Origin of the sequence: Leifsonia sp. NPDC058194, assembly GCF_042883605.1 — a bacterium.
In the GTDB taxonomy this organism is placed as follows: Bacteria; Actinomycetota; Actinomycetes; order Actinomycetales; family Microbacteriaceae; genus Leifsonia.
This window is the reverse complement of the sequence record NZ_JBHVVL010000001.1, coordinates 530,649-546,496: the sequence shown is the minus strand read 5'-3', so window position 1 is coordinate 546,496 and position 15,848 is coordinate 530,649. Positions and strand designations below refer to the sequence as shown.

The window sequence follows — 15,848 nt, the reverse complement described above, 5'->3', positions numbered from 1 at the left end:
TTCGTCACGAATGCCGCGAATGCGGGGTCGAAAGGCGACATCCGTGACGAATGCGGTGGCGACTAGCGCGTGGGGAGGGGGGCAGGCTCGGGGTCGGGCGTCGGAGCGCCGTCGATCGGGGTGCCGTCGAGGTGGTGCCGGCGCTCGAGGTTCGCGCCCTCGACGTCCACGTTCGGGAGGATCCGGTCCAGCCAGCGGGGCAGCCACCAGGCGCCGCGCCCCACGAGGTGCATCAGGGCGGGCATCAGGAGCATGCGCACCACGAACGCGTCGAGCAGCACACCGAACGCGAGACCGAATCCGAGCGAGCGGATGATGGTGGAGTCCGAGAAGATGAATCCGCCGAACACAGACACCATGATGATGCCCGCGGCGATCACGACCGAGCGGCCGGCGCGGAAGCCCTGCGCCACGGCCAACCGGGCGGAGGAACCGTGCACGTACGCCTCCCGCATCCCGGTCGAGAGGAAGAGCTGGTAGTCCATCGCCAGCCCGAACAGGATCCCGACCAGGATGACCGGCAGGAAGCTCAGGATGGGCCCGGTCGTGTGGATGCCGAAGAGCGCACCGAACCAGCCCCACTGGAAGACGGCGACGATCGCCCCGTAGGTCGCGAAGAGCGAGAGCACGAAGCCTCCCGTCGCGATCAGCGGCACCACGAACGAGCGGAACACGACGATCATGATGATCAGCGACAGGCCGACGACGACCGCGAGGTAGAGCGGCAGGATGCCGACGATCTTCTCGGAGATGTCGATGTTGCTGGCCGCCTGACCGGCGACGCCGAGCGTGATGCCCTCGCCGACGGCCGGTAGGTCGCGCAGGTCGCGCACCAGCTGCTCGGTGGAGGCGCTGCTCGGCCCCTCCTTCGGCACCACCTGGAAGGCGGTGAGGCGGTGGTCGTCCGAGACGGCGATCGGGGCGACGGCGGCGACGTCGGACTGGTCGGCGAGCTTCTTCGCGATCGTCAGCTGGGTCGCCGTGACCTCGTCGTCGTCGAGGCCGGCGGGCAGCGTGGCCGAGACGAGCAGGGTGCCGTTGGCACCGGCGCCGAAGGAGTTCTCGATCACCTGGTAGGCACGGGCCGTGGTCGACCCGGCGGGCTCCTGGGCGCCGTCGGGGAGGCCGACGCGCATCGTGAGGACGGGGGCGGCGATCACGAGGAGCGCGGCGACGGCCCCGACGACCGTGACGATCGCACGCCAGGTCTTCATCGGCCGCACGGGCTTCTGCGCCTTGTGCTCGCGGGCCTCGGCACGCGCGCGGGCGCGCTTGGTGAGGACGCGCATCCCGACGAGACCGAGGAGCGCCGGCGTCAGGGTGATGGCGATGAGCACGGAGACGGCGACCGCGATCGCGCCCGCGGTGCCCATCAGGCCGAGGAAGGGGATGCCGGTGACGTTGAGCGCAAGAAGGGCGATGACGACGGTCGCGCCGGCGAACACGACCGCGTTGCCGGCCGTGCCCGTGGCCAGGCCGATCGACTCCCGCACCTCGGCACCCTGGAGCAGCTGCTTGCGGTGCCGGTTGATGATGAAGAGGGCGTAGTCGATGCCCACTGCGAGGCCGAGCATCACGCCGAGCACCGGAGTGACGGACGCCATCTGCACGACGCCCGAGAAGGCGAGGGTGCCGACGGAGGCGATGCCGACGCCGAGGATGGCCGTGACCAGGGGGAGGGCGGCTGCGATGACCGAGCCGAGCATGACGAGGAGCACGATCGCGGCGATGATCACGCCGATCAGCTCACCGACGCCGAGCACCTCGGGAACGCCCTGGGCGAGCTCGGTCGAGAAGTCGGCCGTGACGCCGTCGACGGGGTCGTTCTCGAAGTGATCGATGACGGCCGTCTTCGACTCCTCGGAGAGCTCGAGGCGCGGCTTGTCGAAGGCGACGCTCACGAGGGCCGCGGAACCGTCGGAGGACACGAGGCGGATGTCCTTCGCGAGACCGAGGAGCTCGGCGCCCTGGTCGAGCTTCGCGGTCTGGGCCGTCAGCTCGGTGCGGCCGTCGGTGAGCTTCTGCTGCTGCTCGGCGAGCTGTGCCCGGCCGGCGTCGAGCTGCGCCTGCTGGGCGTCGAGCGCGGTCGTGGGCTGCCCGGCGGCGACGAGCTGCGCCTTCCCGGCGTCGAGCTGCTGCTGGGCGGCGTCGAGCTGCGCCTTTCCGGCGTCGAGCTGGGCCTGGCCGGCGTCGAGCTGGTCGCTCGCCGCCGTGATCTTCGCGCGGCCGTCGGTGATCTGCTGCTCCTGATCGGCGCGCTGCTTCTCGGTCGCGAACGGGTCGGTGACGCCGGACACGTCGGGCAGCGTCTTCGCACTCTCGATGCGATCGGCGATGGCGACCTTCTGGGCATCGGTGAACGCCGAGCCGTCCTTCGTGGTCAGCACGACCGTCCCGGAGGCGCCGCTGAACTTGGGCAGCTTCTTGGCGAGGTCGTCGGTCACTGCGCCGGAGGCCGTGCCCGGGATGTCGAAGCTGGAGCTGAGCCCCTTGTAGCCGATGAGGAACCCGGCGCCCGCGATGGCGAGCACCACGATCCACGCACCGATGACGACCCAGGCCCGCTTGGCGGATCCCTTACCCAGGCGGTACAGCAACTCGGCCATCTCATCCTCTCCCGTGGCGTCAACGCGCCGACTCGGTCGATGATACGCACCGTCTCGTATCGAAAGATGAACATAGGATGTGAGGATGACGGGCCGCAGCGGTCGCTCGCGAAGCGAAGAGGCGCGCGTCGCCATCCTCGAGGCGACGGCGCGGTTGTTCGCGACCCGCGGCTACGACCACCTCACGATCGAGGGCGTGGCCGCCGAGGCGGGCGTCGGCAAGCAGACGATCTACCGGTGGTGGGGCTCCAAGAGCGAGCTCGTCGTCGACTGCCTGGTCGAGGGCGTGCTCATCCCGGAGCCGCTCGTCCCCCCGGACACCGGAGATCTGCGTGCCGATCTCGTCCTCTGGCTGCGTGACGTGTTCCGCGTGCTGCAGCGCTCGGAGGGCGAGAACCTGATCCGCTCGTTCGCCGCCGCCGCCGCAGAGAACGCCGAAGTCACCCGGAGGATCCGGGACAAGCTCGGCGCCGGTTCCGCGCTCTCGGCGCGCCTGGAGTCGGCGATCGAAGCCGGCCAGCTGGCGCCCACCGTGCCGATGGTGGAGTTCGGCGAGGTGCTGGTCGGCGCGATCATCCTGCGCGCGCTCGCACGGGCCGACACGGACGATGCGTCGGTGGAGCGGCTGATCGCCGTCGTGCTCGACGGGCCCGCTCTCGCCCGCTAGCAGCTCCCGGAATCTTCGACCGCTGGCACGCTACTAGAACCCGCAGTCTACGGAGGAACGGTCTGTGGACGCGTAAGAAACCACTCCGATCACTGACATCCAACCAGGTCCTCACGATTAAGGCATTTATGCCCGATATGTTCCGGATGGCCCTGTCCCATGGGTATGCGTCGAGCACGGTGAGTGGAGTTTCGGTATGCGCGCAGTGGCGCCGCTGGTCGGCCGGTCCGGATGGAGGCGGGTACTCGCCCTCCTGATGGTCGTCCTCGTCGGATCGGTCGCTCTCGCAGCGACCCCAGCAGCCGCGGGGGGCGAGCCGCGTGCGGCGGCCGGCGACTTCTCGTCCATCGAGGTGGCGGTGCTCTACGACGGCCAGACGTTCGGCCCGCTCGACGACGGCCCGTCGAACGGCGTCGTCGCGACGAACGACGTCGTCGGATTCGCCTGGAAGGCGACCGCGACGGATCTCAGCGGAGGAGTGCTCGAGCAGACCCTCCCGGAGGGATGGACGTGGGATCCGCAGAGCCTGGTCCCGGCGAACAGCTCGACCGACCTCTTCCGTGTGACCGGCACTATCAGCGACGACGGCCGCACCCTCACCGTCCTCGTGGAGACGTTCGCCGAAGGCAACCCCGCGCGGTTCGAACTCGGCGCGCTGCGTGCGATCCCGTCCTCCGAGGTGCCGAACGGCTCGGTGTACACCGCCGAGCTCGTCGCGCACGATGCAGCGGGCACCACCACGGCGACCGCGCCCGCGATCACCGTCGTCAGCGAGCCGCGCTCCGAGCTCTGGAAGTCGTACGTCGCGACGGGGGCGACCTCCACCTCCCACGACTTCGGGGACGGCGCCGGCCCCGTCCCCGCGCGCTACATCGACTACCGGTTGAGTATCAAGGACCCCGAAGGGCAGTTCGCGATCGGATCCTCGGTCGCCCCGTTCCGGCAGCCCGCCGTGCTGAGCGACACGTTCGCCGTCACCGGGGCGAACCCCGGCGCGGAGTTCCAGGCGGAGGTCACCGCGACATCGGTCGCCGGAGCCACCGCCGGAGTCGCGCAGACCGGACGCGCGGTCACCTTCACGCTCGACGGCTTCGGCCCCGTGTCGTCCGCGTGGGTCGACGTGCGCATGTGGGTGCGCTTCTCGGACCTCCCCGCGTCCGGCGGTGCCGTCACCGTCACGAACACCGTCGCGCCCGCGACCGAATGGGTCACCGCTGACGGGGTCCCGATCAACCTGGACACCACCAACACCACGGTCGCCCGCACCATCGCCCGCCCCGCGGAGACCTCCGCGGGCGCCGCCAGCAAGGCGATCCATCTCTTCACCGACCAGGGCTCCACGGGCTCCGTCACGGGGGATCCCGCCCAGCTGTCGGCGCAGTTCTCCTCCGCCCTCTCCGGCAGTGCTCTCGATCGGGAGATCGCGCCCGGCTCGCTGGTCGTGTCGCGGCTCGGGGTGAAGGCCGGCACGGTCGGCTCCCTCTCCTCCGGTCTGACGAACCTGGTCGCGTACGACTTCTGGGACCCGGCCGAGCAGCAGATCGTCGACGGGGCGGCCCTCTTCGTCGGCCAGAACCTCGCCACCGTCCCGATCTCGTCGAGCCGCTACAGCGTGCAGTACACGGCGAGCGGAGACGCGGCCGATCCCGAGTCCAGCACGTGGTTCGACACGATCGAAGCGGCAGGGGGAGTCTCCGCCGTCTCCGCCATCCGCGTCGCCTACACGGGCGGTGTGTGGAAGAAGGACGCGGACCCGCTCTACGCCTGGTTCGTCGTCGGCGTGCCGTTCCGGCTCGTCGGCGCGGTCGGGACCCAGGTGGCCGACACGGCCGTCTACCGCTACGACGAGAAGCCGTCCGGGCTCTCGGCCGACTCGTACATCGTCGTCGGCAGCTACCGCCTCTCGACCACGGTGACGTCGTCGGCGAGCTCGATCATGTCGGGCGGTTCCATCGACTACGCCGTCACCCCGGTCGCAACGGCTCCGCCCGGTGCGGAGTATGTGGCGACAATGCAGGGCCTCGGTGTCGACGTCGCGCTGCCGCCGGGTCTGCGTTCCGTGGAGGTCGACGACGTGCCCGCGGGCTGGACCGTCGTCACGGAGGGCGATGCGGCATCCGGGATGACGCTCCGGTACACCTACACCGGCGAGTGGGACACGACGCACGCCCTGCCGACGTTCACCTATCACGTCGGGACCGACGTGCTGGCGCCCACATCGCGGGCCTTCGTCACCAGTGCGATCGTCCACGCGACCGGAAATGTGCAGACCGACGCCAGCCGCACGGGCGTCAACACGGTGTCGGTCCAGCAGGTCGCCGCCGTGAGCGAGCAGAAGCTCGTCGTGGGCGACAGCACCCTTCAGCCCGGTGACACCGCGAGCTGGGAGGCGCGCTGGTACAACACCACGAGCTCGAGCGTCGGTCGCTCGCACTTCGTGGACGTGCTGCCGTTCGACGGCGACCGGCGGGGGAGCTCCTTCAACGGCTCCCTGGTGGTCACGGCGGCCGAGATCGTGGGCGGGACGCCCGACGGGATGCGGTTGCAGTACACGACGGCGCCCGGCGCCGAAGTCGCGGCGGCCGGTGACTCCGCGGACGGCGTCGACTGGTTGGACACGGACGGCACCGACCTCGGTGCGATCGCCGGAGTGACCGCGCTGCGCGTCGTCGTCGACGACTTCGCTGCGACCGACGCCGGGTATCTCGCCCTGCGGGTCGCGGCCCGGATCGACGGCGCCAAGGACGGCGATCGGTTCGTGAACACGGTGGACACATGGCTCGGCGTCGGCGGTCACCTCGGCGAGTCGAACCGGGCGCCGGTAGAGGTCGTCGCGGCCTCGATCGGCGGTACGGTCTGGGTCGAGTCCGACGACCCCCGTCTCCTCACGGAGCAGCGGCCTGCGCCCGGCGCGACGGTGCACCTTCTCGACGGAACGGGGGAGACCATCGCCTCCACGCAGACCGATGCCGACGGGCACTACCTCTTCGACGGGTTGCGGGGCGACGAGTACCGGACGGCCGTGGATCCGACCACGCTCGATGCCGCGGCGTCCGAGCACATCGTCAACGTGCTCGACCGGGACGGCGATCTGAACAGCGATTCCGGGCCGATCGTGCTCGGCGTCGGGGAGACGATCGACGACGTCGACTTCGGCTACCGATTCGACGCCGTCGCGATCGGGCTCGTCAAGACGGGACGAGTCGACGACGGCGCCGGAGTCGGAGACTCCGTGGACTGGGCGTTCACGATCACGAACACCGGTGCCGCCGACCTGGACGACGTGAGTCTCACCGACCATCTGGATGGTGTGCAGGATCTGTCGATCGATTGGGGCGACTACGCTCCGGGTGCGTTGCCCGCGGGCGCGAGCGTCACCGGCACGGCGACATCGCCGCTCACCGCAGCCGACATCGCCGCCGCCACGGTGACCAACACGGCCACTGTGGGCGGCGTCGGGCCCGACGGCATCCTGACCTCGGCGGACGCCGAGGCGACCGTGGAATGGACGCCTGCGGCGCCGGCGGTGCCCGATCCCGAGCCCGGCGACGCCGCGGTGGCGACCCCGGACGACGGCGACGGGTCCGCCCCACATCCCGGCCACGCGTCCACTCCCGGCGGACTGGCCGTGACGGGAGCGGGGCCGAATGCCGGCGGGACGCTCGCGCTCGCCGCCCTCGGAGCGATGCTCGTCGGAGCGATCGCGGTCGTGGCTGCGGCGGCACGGCGACGTGCGGCGGCCCGTCGGTAACGGAGGGCGGTCCGCGTGCGGGCTGGGTAGCTCCGGGCTGAGCTACAGCACCGTCCCGAGCGACCGCGCGATCGTGACGGTGCGCGACGCCACGTCGCCGGGGGTGCCGGTCGCACCGGCCTCCGCCCACTCGCGGACGGCGATACGCACCGCGCCGATGCAGGCGACGACCACCATCTCGGCGCGCGCGTCGTGGTCGACCTCCGGATCGGCGATCGCCGCCCCCGCGTCCTCCGCGCGCTCGACCAGCTCGGCGACGGCGCTCACGAGTCCGTCGCGCAGGTCGCCGAGGCGGCGCAGGCGACGGTGGACGACGCCGGGGTCGCGGGAGGCGAGGAGCATGCGCGCCTCATGGAGCGAGGGATCGCTGGTCTCGGCGGGCAGCCCGCGGAAGAGGGTGTGCACGACCGCGGCGATGAGGTCGCCCTCGTACGCCTCGTCGAGCTGGGCGGCGACCAGCTCACGGTCCCCCCATGCCCGGCGGATGCCGTAGAGGGCGTCCTCCTTGCTGTCGAAGTAGTTGAAGAAGGTGCGATGCGAGACGGGGACGCGGGCGCAGATGTCGTCGACGGTGACGTCGTCGGGGCCGCGGTCGAGAGCGAGCTCGACGGCGGCGCGCTCGAGGTCGGAGCGCGTCTGGGCCTTCTTGCGTTCGCGGAGGCCGGGGGCCGGCGACGCTGCCGGAGGGATGTGAGGAAAATCATGCATAGATGGAAATTTTGCGTGAGTGCAGTTTGTTAGTTGATTTCGGTCACCTAATTATATATGGTTGCTCACTGTCAACCAATTGTGCGAAGGAATCACATGTCAGGAACACTCACCACGAAGGACGAGGCGCCCGCTTCGGCGATGTCGCACCGCCAGGTCCTCGAATCCCTCTCCGGGCTTCTGCTCGGAATGTTCGTCTCGATCCTCGCGGGCACGGTCGTGTCGACCTCGATGCCGCGGATCATCTCGGAGCTCGGCGGCGATCAGACCGCCTACACCTGGGTCGTCACCAGCACCCTGCTCGCGACCACGGTCTCCACCCCGATCTGGGGCAAGCTCGCCGACCTGTTCAACCGCAAGCTGCTCATCCAGCTCGCGCTCGTGCTCTTCGTGCTCGGCTCGGCGCTCGCCGGGTTCTCGCAGGACACCAACATGCTCATCGGCTTCCGCGTGGTCCAGGGCCTCGGCGCCGGTGGACTCACCGCCCTCAGCCAGATCATCATGGCCGACATCATCAGCCCGCGTGAACGCGGCCGTTACATGGGTCTCTTCGGCGGCATCATGGCGGTCGGCACGGTCGGCGGCCCGCTGATCGGCGGCCTGCTCACCGACTCCATCGGCTGGCGCTGGAACTTCTTCGTGGGCGTGCCGGTCGCGATCGTCGCGATCATCCTGCTGCAGTTCACCCTGCGCCTCCCGAAGCGCCCGTTCCGCAAGGTCCGCATCGACTACCTCGGCGCGGTCCTGCTCGCCGGCGGCATCTCGCTCATCCTCATCTGGATCTCGATGGCCGGCAACAACTTCGACTGGTGGAGCCCTGAGACGTTCTGGATGGTCGGCGGATCGATCGCCCTCCTGGTCGGCGCGGTCATCACGGAGCTGGTCGTCAAGGAGCCGATCATCCCGCTGGCGATGTTCAAGAACCGCACCTTCACCCTCGCGGTGATCGCGTCCATCTCGGTGGGCGTCGCGATGTTCGGCACCTCGGTGTTCCTCGGCCAGTACATGCAGGTCGCTCGCGGGGCCACCCCGACCCAGTCCGGGCTCCTCACGCTGCCGATGATCCTGGGCCTGCTGCTCTCGTCCACGATCGTCGGAAACCTGATCAGCCGCTTCGGCAAGTGGAAGAGCTTCATGGTCGTGGGCTCGATCCTGCTGACCGTCGGCCTCTTCCTGATGAGCACGATCAAGTACGACACGAACTACGTGCTCGTCTCGGTCTACATGCTCATCCTCGGCGCCGGCGTCGGCATGGTGATGCAGAACCTCGTCCTCATCGTCCAGAACACGGTGCGGCCCGAGCAGCTCGGCGCGGCCAGCTCCAACGTCGCGTTCTTCCGCAGCCTCGGCGGCACGATCGGCGTCTCGGTCATGGGCAGCATCCTGGGCACCAAGGTCGCCGACGGCATGACCGCCCACGGGGCGGAGCTGCAGGGCATCCTCGCCAAGCTCGGCCAGAAGGGCGCCGAGATCGGGCAGCTGCTGAAGAGCGGAACGCTCCCCGAGGTCAACACCCTGCCTGCGAGTGTGCGCAGCATCGTCGAGTCGGTCTACGGGCAGGGCGTCGCGGATGTGTTCCTCGTGGCGGTGCCGCTCGCGATCGTCACGATCATCGCGATCGCCTTCCTCCCGAACCTCAAGCTGGGCACGAAGACGGCGGTCGAGCTGATGGACGAGAAGACCCCGGAGTCGGCCGTCGAGGCCGCGGAGGAGAACCTCGTGGAGGTCGCGGAGGCGATGATCGCGGCCCCCGTCACGGGATCAGTCGGAGCAGTGCGGTCCGGGGGTCCGGCGGGCGACCGAAACGCTCAGGAAGACCGCTGACTGGACCGGTTATGATCGCGGCCATGGACAACACCGAGCGGGCGACGGCGCATGACGCCGCCGCCCGTTCGGCCGCCTCCCGCACGGCACCGGACACCGCCCCCGACCCCGCGATCGATCAGGCGATCGCCGCGGTCGAGGAGCAGTTCACCATCCTGTTCAACCAGGTGAGCGCGGGGATGCGGGAACGCGCCGCGCGCGTCCACCCGGACCTTCAGCCGGTCGGCTACCGGCTGCTCAGCACGCTCGTGCGCACGGGCCCGCTGCACGCCGGCGCACTGGCCGGTCTGCTCTCGACGGACAAGAGCGTGGTCAGCCGCCAGGTGCGCATCCTGGAAGACCTCGGGCTGGTGGAGCGCCGGGTCGATCCCGCCGACCGCCGGGCCAGCTTCCTCGTCGCGACGACGCCGGCGATCGACAGGATCAACGAGGCCCGGGCGGCCGATCAGGCCCAGCTGTACCGCAACCTCCGCAAATGGGGAGCCGACGACGTCGGCAACCTCGCCGACCTGCTGGCGCGCCTGAACTCCACGCGCCGCTGACCGCGCGAGCCGTTCACCCGGGCCTACGCGGGCGCCGCCTCAACGCCGGCGGCATCCTGTCCCTGGCCGCGCCGCCGGGCGATGCTCCGCCACGTGTGGAGGATGTCGCCGGGAGCCCCGGGCCCGTAGCGGAACAGCCGCACCGCGACGAACAGGCCGACCGACGCCACGAGCCACACCCCCAGCACGATGTAGGGCTCGAGGTGGAGGTTCTCGGGGAAGTAGGTGAGGTCGCGCACCGCGCGCACGGTCGCGCCGGTCGGCAGCCAGCGGCCCATGAACTGGTAGAACGGCGGCAGCAGCTCGGGGGCGACGGCACCGCCCGAGGACGGATTGCTGATCAGCACGAAGACGATCCAGGTCGGCAGCATCGCCCACCGGCCGCCGATCAGCACGCGCCAGAAGCTGTACGTCGCTCCCGCGATGAGCATGGTGAGTGCCAGCACTCCCCAGACGGCGAAGAACGGGATCGGCAGCACGCCGAGCAAGGGGCCGACGGTGAACGCGATCGCGAAACCGCCGAGCACCGATCGCACGACATCCCAGAACAGCTCGCCCGCCAGGGTCAGCCGGGCGGCGTTGACCCGGGTCTGGATGGCGCCGACGAACCCGATCACGACGGCGGCGAGGGCCACGTAGAAGAGGACCAGCCCGTTGGGGTCCTTCTCGGCGAGCGGATGCGCGTCGATGACGGTGACCGGTTGGCCGATCGACTGCTCCAGACGCGGTGCATCCCCTTCCAGCAGTCGCGCGACGGAGGCCCCGGAGGCGCTGGAGACGTACAGCCGGACCGAGCCGTTCAGCTGCTCCACCAGTGCGCCGTAGACGATCTGTTCGCGGATGGCCGCCTCGGCGTCCGTCTCGGTCGCGTACGGGCGGACGACGAAGGTCGTGCCGGTGCGCGCCTCCAGCTCCCGGGACAGCTCGGCCGGGGTGTGCGTCGTGGAGACGAGGCCGATCGGCACGTCGTGCGGCTGCGGGTCGCCCATCGCCCACGCGTAAGTGCCGGCGAAGAGGCCTGCGACGACCGTGACGATCAGGGTGACGACGAGGGCGGGCAGATGGGGGCCCTCCCGGAAGCGCGAGGGCGGGGCCTCCGCGGCGACCTCCGCGACCACCTCCGCCGTCGTCGGCTCGGACTCTGCGGGTTGCGCGACGTTCTCGTTCGAGGTCATCGGTCCCTCCTCACGGTTCCATTCCAGCACGCCTTTGGTACTCTCGGTCGGGTATGCAGTCCGCATCCGTCACCCCCGGCGTTCGCGGCCGCCGATCGGCAGGCCGTCGCACGGCCGCGCCCGCTCGTCCCCGCCCGCTCCTGCAGCGGATGCCCCTGCACCACCGTCTCGGCGTCACCCTGGCCCTCGTCGCGCTGGTCGCCGGCTTCTCGATCGTCCCCACGGACGCCGCTCTCGCGGCGACCGTGCTCGCCGCCCCTGTCTCGACCTTGGCGCCCGGCGAGTCGCCCACCGACGGCGGCACCGCCGCTCCCGAGCAGCACCTGGCGGTGGACGCGACCATCGCCGCACCCGTCATCGACCGGGACACGATGGGCGCCACCGACGGGCTCCAGACCCTCGCCAGTGTCGGCACCAACGAGGCGTGGGCGAAGCTCGTCCTGATGTTCGGCGGCTGGCCCCAGACCGAGGCCAACGTGACCGTGATGCTGCGCTGGATGCGGCAGGAGAACGGCCCGCCGGACTGGTGGAACCGTAACAATCCTCTCAACAACGGATACGGCTCCGGAGGCGGAGCCGGGCTCGGCAGCTACACCGACCTCGTGAGCGCCGCCGAGTACTGCGCGAAGAACCTGCAGCGCGGCTACCCGGGCATCGTCGCGGGCCTGCAAGCCGGCACGAGCGCCGACGCCACCGCGTCCGCGATCTGGGCGTCCCCGTGGGCGACCAGCCACTACGCGAACGGCGCGCACTGGAGCACCCGGCCCGTCGAGATCGTCCAGGCGCCCGCGTCGGCGTGGGGGCGATAGGGGAGCCGTCGGCTAGCCCTTGCGGAGCCACTCCCGCAGCCGCTCCAGCGGCCAGGTCGTGACGATGCGTTCGGCGGGCACGCCGTTGGCGGCCGCCCGCGCCGCGCCGTAGGAGAGGAAGTCGAGCTGGCCGGGGGCGTGGGCGTCGGTGTCGATCGAGAAGAGGCAGCCGGCGTCGAGGGCGAGCCGGATGAGGTCGTCCGGAGGGTCCTGCCGCTCGGGGCGCGAGTTGATCTCGACGGCGACATCGTTCTCGGCGCACGCGGCGAAGACCGCCTCGGCGTCGAACTCCGACGGCGGCCGGGTGCCGCGCGAGCCCTGCACCAGCCGGCCGGTGCAGTGACCGAGCACGTTGGTCTGCAGCGAGCGGACCCCGCCCAGCATGCGCTCGGTCATCGTGCGCCGGTCGGCGCGCAGCTTCGAGTGCACGCTCGCCACCACCACGTCCAGCCGGTCGAGCAGAGCCGGTTCCTGATCGAGTGTGCCGTCCTCGAGGATGTCGACCTCGATGCCGGTGAGGAGGGTCACCGCACCGGTGTCGAGGGCGGCGACGGTCTCCAGCTGCTCGGTCAGACGCTCGGCGCTGAGGCCGTTGGCGACGGCCAGGTTGGGGGAGTGGTCGGTGATGGCCTGGTACTCGCGGCCGAGCAGCGCCGCAGCCGCTGCCATCGCTTCGATCGGCGTCGTTCCGTCCGACCAGTCGGTGTGGGCGTGGAGGTCGCCGCGCAGCTGTGCGCGCAGCCCGGCGCCGGCGGGGTCGAGCGGCTCGGTGTTCTTCTCCCGCAGATCGGCGAGGTAGTCGGGCACGCCGCCGTCGACCGCCTGCGAGATCACCTGGAACGTGCGATCGCCGATCCCCTTCGTGCGCTTCAGCCTCCCGTCGGCGACGCGCTCCGCCAGCTCGTCGGGGGAGAGCGGGGCGATGATCACGGCTGCGGTGCGGAACGCCTTCACCTTGAAGGTCGGGGCGAGGTCGCGCTCGAGCCAGAAGGCGATCTCGGTGAGGGCGTCGACGGCATCCATGCGCCCATGCTCCCACCGAGCCGTGTCGGCCGTCACCGGTAGCGTCGCGAGCATGGGAAAGATCGTCTTCGACACGGCCACGACCATCAACGGCTGGATCGCCGACGAGCGGAACTCGCTCGCCTGGCTCTTCGCCGTCCCGGGCGGTGACGAGCCCGCAGAAGGGCTGCTGCCGGCGGACGCGGCGGTCATGGTCGAGGGCTCGACGACGTACGAATGGGTGCTGGCCGAGAGCGACATCCTGGCCCATCCCGAGCGGTGGCAGGAGTTCCACGGCGAACGGCCCACCTTCGTGTTCACGCACCGCGAGCTCCCGGTGCCGGCGGGAGCGGACATCCGGTTCGTGTCGGGACCGGTGGCCGATGCGCTGCCGGCGATCCGCGAGGCGGCCGGAGACGACGACATCTGGGTCGTCGGCGGAGGCGAGCTCGCCGGGCAGTTCCTCGACATCGGCGCTCTGGACGAGCTGGCCATCTCCATCGCGCCCGTCGCGCTGACCGGTGGCGCCCCGTTGCTCCCGCGTCGCATCGAGTCCGACCGCCTCACCCTCGAATCGGCGGAGGTGATCGGGCAGTTCGCGCGGCTACGGTACAGCGTGCGGTCGTAGGGGGCCCGAGCTCGATCGCATAAAACCGAGTGCCGGAATCATGAGATCGGGGGCGAGCTCATAAAAGTGGCGATGATCATCGGTTACGCAGCGTTGCGGTCTCCCCGGCGGGTGGCGCGCCGGCTCGGCTAGCGTCGGAGCGTGAGTGCGCCCATCGAGAACCTCGGCCGTGAGAGCAGGCTCTACGAGCCGTCCCCCGAGTTCGCCGCCGAGGCGAACGTCGACGCGAGCGTCTTCGACGAGGCGGCCGACTCCGTCGCGTTCTGGGAGCGCCAGGCCGCCCGGCTCGACTGGGCCGAACCGTGGCACACCGCGCACACCTGGGAGCCCGCGACGCGCGGCGCCGACGGCTCCCTCAGCATCCCGCGGGCCGAGTGGTTCGCCGGCGGCCGCCTCAACGCCGCGGTCAACTGCGTCGACCGGCACGTGGAGGCCGGCAACGGCGACCGCGTCGCCCTGCACTTCGAGGGTGAGCCGGGCGACACCGAGACGATCACGTACGCCGAGCTGCAGCGGCGCGTCGCGAAGGCGGCCAACGCGCTCACGGCTCTGGGCATCGGGAAGGGCGACCGGGTCGTCGTCTACCTGCCCGTCATCCCGGAGACCGTCGTCATCACCCTCGCCATCGCGCGCGTGGGGGCCATCCATTCGCTCGTCTTCGGCGGCTTCTCGGCGGAGGCGCTGCGCTTCCGCGTGGAGGACACCGGCGCGAAGCTGCTGGTCACCTCCGACGGGCAGTTCCGCCGGGGGACCGCCGTGCCGGTCAAAGAGAACGCCGACGCGGCCGTCGCCGGCGACAACGCGATCGAGCACGTGCTCGTCGTGCGCCGCACCGGTGACCTGACCCCCGGCATCCCCTGGACCGCCGGGCGCGACGTCTGGTGGCACGACGTCGTCGACACCGCGGCCGACGTGCACGAACCCGAGTTCTTCGACGCCGAGACGCCCCTCTTCATCATCTACACCTCCGGCACCACCGGGCGGCCGAAGGGCGTCGTCCACACGACCGGCGGCTACCTGACGCAGGCGTCGTGGAGCCACTGGGCGCTGTTCGATTCCAAGGAGTCGGACGTGTACTGGTGCACGGCCGACCTCGCCTGGGTCACCGCACACACGTACGTGCTCTACGGCCCGCTGTCCAACGGCACGACCTCCGTCATCTACGAGGGCACGCCGAACACGCCGACCACGGGCCGCCATTTCGAGATCATCGAACGATACGGCGTCACGACGTACTACACCGCCCCCACACTCATCCGGACGTTCATGACCTGGTTCCCGGACGGGCTCGGCGACCGCTGGGACCTCAGCAGCATCCGCCTGCTCGGCACCGTCGGGGAGGCGATCAACCCCGAGGCGTGGGTGTGGTTCCGCGAGCAGCTCGGGGCCGGGCAGGCTCCCGTGGTCGACACGTGGTGGCAGTCGGAGTCCGGCGCTGCGATCGTCGCACCGCTCCCCGGTGTCACCCCGCTGAAGCCGGGATCGGCGACCTTCGCGGTGCCCGGCGTGACCGTGCGGGTCGTGGACGAACTCGGGGACGACGTGCCGCGCGGCTCCGGCGGCTCCATCGTGATCGACGGCACCTGGCCGTCGATGTCGCGGACGGTCTGGGGCGACCCCGAGCGCTACCGCGACTCGTACTGGGCGCCGTTCGCCGACCGCGGCTACTTCCTCGCCGGGGACGGCGCGGCCGTGGACGCGGACGGCTACATCTGGTTGCTCGGCCGCCTCGACGACGTCATCAACGTCTCGGGCCACCGCCTCTCGACGATCGAGATCGAGTCGGCGCTGGTCGCGCATCCCGCCGTCTCCGAGGCTGCGGTCGTCGGGGTGGGCGACGAGACCACCGGCCAGGCGGTCGCCGCCTTCGTGGTGCCCTCGGGAGCGGCCCCGACGCACAGCGACCTGCGCGCGCAGGTGACGCGCGAGATCGGTGCGATCGCCAAGCCGCGACACATCGTGCTGGTCGACGACCTGCCGAAGACGCGCTCCGGCAAGATCATGCGGCGCCTGCTCGTCGACATCTTCGACGGGCGGCCGCTCGGCGACACCACGTCGCTGCAGGACGAGACCGTCCCCGCCCGCATCGTCGAGACCGTGCGCGCGCTGTCCGCGACGGCTGCAGCGAGCTGAGCG

11 protein-coding genes are annotated in these 15,848 nt (G+C 70.5%); 7 read left to right on the top strand and 4 right to left on the bottom strand.

Annotation, left to right across the window (positions count from 1 at the left end; genetic code table 11):
• Window positions 1–62: 62 nt before the first annotated feature.
• Window positions 63–2,606 carry an MMPL family transporter gene (locus ACFVU2_RS02565; protein WP_387870570.1) on the bottom strand — a complete coding sequence of 848 codons (2,544 nt, stop codon included), beginning with the start codon at window positions 2,604–2,606 and terminating at the stop codon, window positions 63–65.
• 85 nt (window positions 2,607–2,691) lie between these two features.
• On the opposite strand from ACFVU2_RS02565, the gene ACFVU2_RS02560 reads away from it, so the two are divergent.
• Entirely contained in the window at window positions 2,692–3,273 is a 582-nt protein-coding gene (locus tag ACFVU2_RS02560; protein WP_387870567.1) for a TetR/AcrR family transcriptional regulator, read from the top strand.
• A gap of 196 nt (window positions 3,274–3,469) precedes the next feature.
• Window positions 3,470–7,024, top strand: a complete 3,555-nt coding sequence (locus ACFVU2_RS02555) for an SdrD B-like domain-containing protein (protein ID WP_387870564.1) — start codon at window positions 3,470–3,472, stop codon at window positions 7,022–7,024.
• A gap of 42 nt (window positions 7,025–7,066) precedes the next feature.
• Here ACFVU2_RS02555 and ACFVU2_RS02550 read toward each other — a convergent pair whose 3' ends face one another.
• Complete coding sequence (locus ACFVU2_RS02550; RefSeq protein ID WP_387870561.1) at window positions 7,067–7,732, bottom strand: TetR/AcrR family transcriptional regulator; 666 nt, start codon at window positions 7,730–7,732, stop codon at window positions 7,067–7,069.
• A gap of 96 nt (window positions 7,733–7,828) precedes the next feature.
• Between ACFVU2_RS02550 and ACFVU2_RS02545 the strand changes: the two genes are divergently transcribed.
• Together ACFVU2_RS02545 and ACFVU2_RS02540 are read left to right on the top strand one after the other, a co-directional pair.
• On the top strand, window positions 7,829–9,556 hold the full coding sequence (locus ACFVU2_RS02545; protein ID WP_387870558.1) for an MDR family MFS transporter: 1,728 nt from the start codon (window positions 7,829–7,831) through the stop codon (window positions 9,554–9,556).
• A gap of 23 nt (window positions 9,557–9,579) precedes the next feature.
• Window positions 9,580–10,098: a MarR family winged helix-turn-helix transcriptional regulator gene (locus ACFVU2_RS02540; protein ID WP_387870556.1), complete on the top strand. Its 519-nt coding sequence runs from the start codon at window positions 9,580–9,582 to the stop codon at window positions 10,096–10,098.
• 23 nt (window positions 10,099–10,121) lie between these two features.
• Here ACFVU2_RS02540 and ACFVU2_RS02535 read toward each other — a convergent pair whose 3' ends face one another.
• Window positions 10,122–11,273 (bottom strand): hypothetical protein, encoded by a 1,152-nt coding sequence (locus tag ACFVU2_RS02535; protein WP_387870553.1) that lies wholly within the window; start codon window positions 11,271–11,273, stop codon window positions 10,122–10,124.
• 53 nt (window positions 11,274–11,326) lie between these two features.
• On the opposite strand from ACFVU2_RS02535, the gene ACFVU2_RS02530 reads away from it, so the two are divergent.
• On the top strand, window positions 11,327–12,082 hold the full coding sequence (locus tag ACFVU2_RS02530) for a hypothetical protein (RefSeq protein WP_387870551.1): 756 nt from the start codon (window positions 11,327–11,329) through the stop codon (window positions 12,080–12,082).
• Between the two features lie 12 nt (window positions 12,083–12,094).
• Here ACFVU2_RS02530 and ACFVU2_RS02525 read toward each other — a convergent pair whose 3' ends face one another.
• Window positions 12,095–13,105, bottom strand: a complete 1,011-nt coding sequence (locus tag ACFVU2_RS02525; RefSeq protein WP_387870549.1) for a PHP domain-containing protein — start codon at window positions 13,103–13,105, stop codon at window positions 12,095–12,097.
• Between the two features lie 52 nt (window positions 13,106–13,157).
• On the opposite strand from ACFVU2_RS02525, the gene ACFVU2_RS02520 reads away from it, so the two are divergent.
• Window positions 13,158–13,712 (top strand): dihydrofolate reductase family protein, encoded by a 555-nt coding sequence (locus ACFVU2_RS02520; RefSeq protein ID WP_387870546.1) that lies wholly within the window; start codon window positions 13,158–13,160, stop codon window positions 13,710–13,712.
• Window positions 13,713–13,853: 141 nt separating this feature from the next.
• Window positions 13,854–15,845, top strand: a complete 1,992-nt coding sequence (acs, locus tag ACFVU2_RS02515; RefSeq protein ID WP_387870543.1) for an acetate--CoA ligase — start codon at window positions 13,854–13,856, stop codon at window positions 15,843–15,845.
• Window positions 15,846–15,848: the final 3 nt, after the last annotated feature.

Bases quoted from the DNA above. Each gene is read 5' to 3' on its own strand.
- ACFVU2_RS02520 (WP_387870546.1), top strand. From the start codon at position 13,158: ATGGGAAAGATCGTCTTCGACACGGCCACGACCATCAACGGCTGGATC.
- ACFVU2_RS02540 (WP_387870556.1), top strand. From the start codon at position 9,580: ATGGACAACACCGAGCGGGCGACGGCGCATGACGCCGCCGCCCGTTCG.
- ACFVU2_RS02560 (WP_387870567.1), top strand. From the start codon at position 2,692: ATGACGGGCCGCAGCGGTCGCTCGCGAAGCGAAGAGGCGCGCGTCGCC.
- ACFVU2_RS02545 (WP_387870558.1), top strand. From the start codon at position 7,829: ATGTCAGGAACACTCACCACGAAGGACGAGGCGCCCGCTTCGGCGATG.
- ACFVU2_RS02550 (WP_387870561.1), bottom strand. From the start codon at position 7,732: ATGCATGATTTTCCTCACATCCCTCCGGCAGCGTCGCCGGCCCCCGGC.
- ACFVU2_RS02525 (WP_387870549.1), bottom strand. From the start codon at position 13,105: ATGGATGCCGTCGACGCCCTCACCGAGATCGCCTTCTGGCTCGAGCGC.
- ACFVU2_RS02530 (WP_387870551.1), top strand. From the start codon at position 11,327: ATGCAGTCCGCATCCGTCACCCCCGGCGTTCGCGGCCGCCGATCGGCA.
- ACFVU2_RS02565 (WP_387870570.1), bottom strand. From the start codon at position 2,606: ATGGCCGAGTTGCTGTACCGCCTGGGTAAGGGATCCGCCAAGCGGGCC.
- ACFVU2_RS02535 (WP_387870553.1), bottom strand. From the start codon at position 11,273: ATGACCTCGAACGAGAACGTCGCGCAACCCGCAGAGTCCGAGCCGACG.
- ACFVU2_RS02555 (WP_387870564.1), top strand. From the start codon at position 3,470: ATGCGCGCAGTGGCGCCGCTGGTCGGCCGGTCCGGATGGAGGCGGGTA.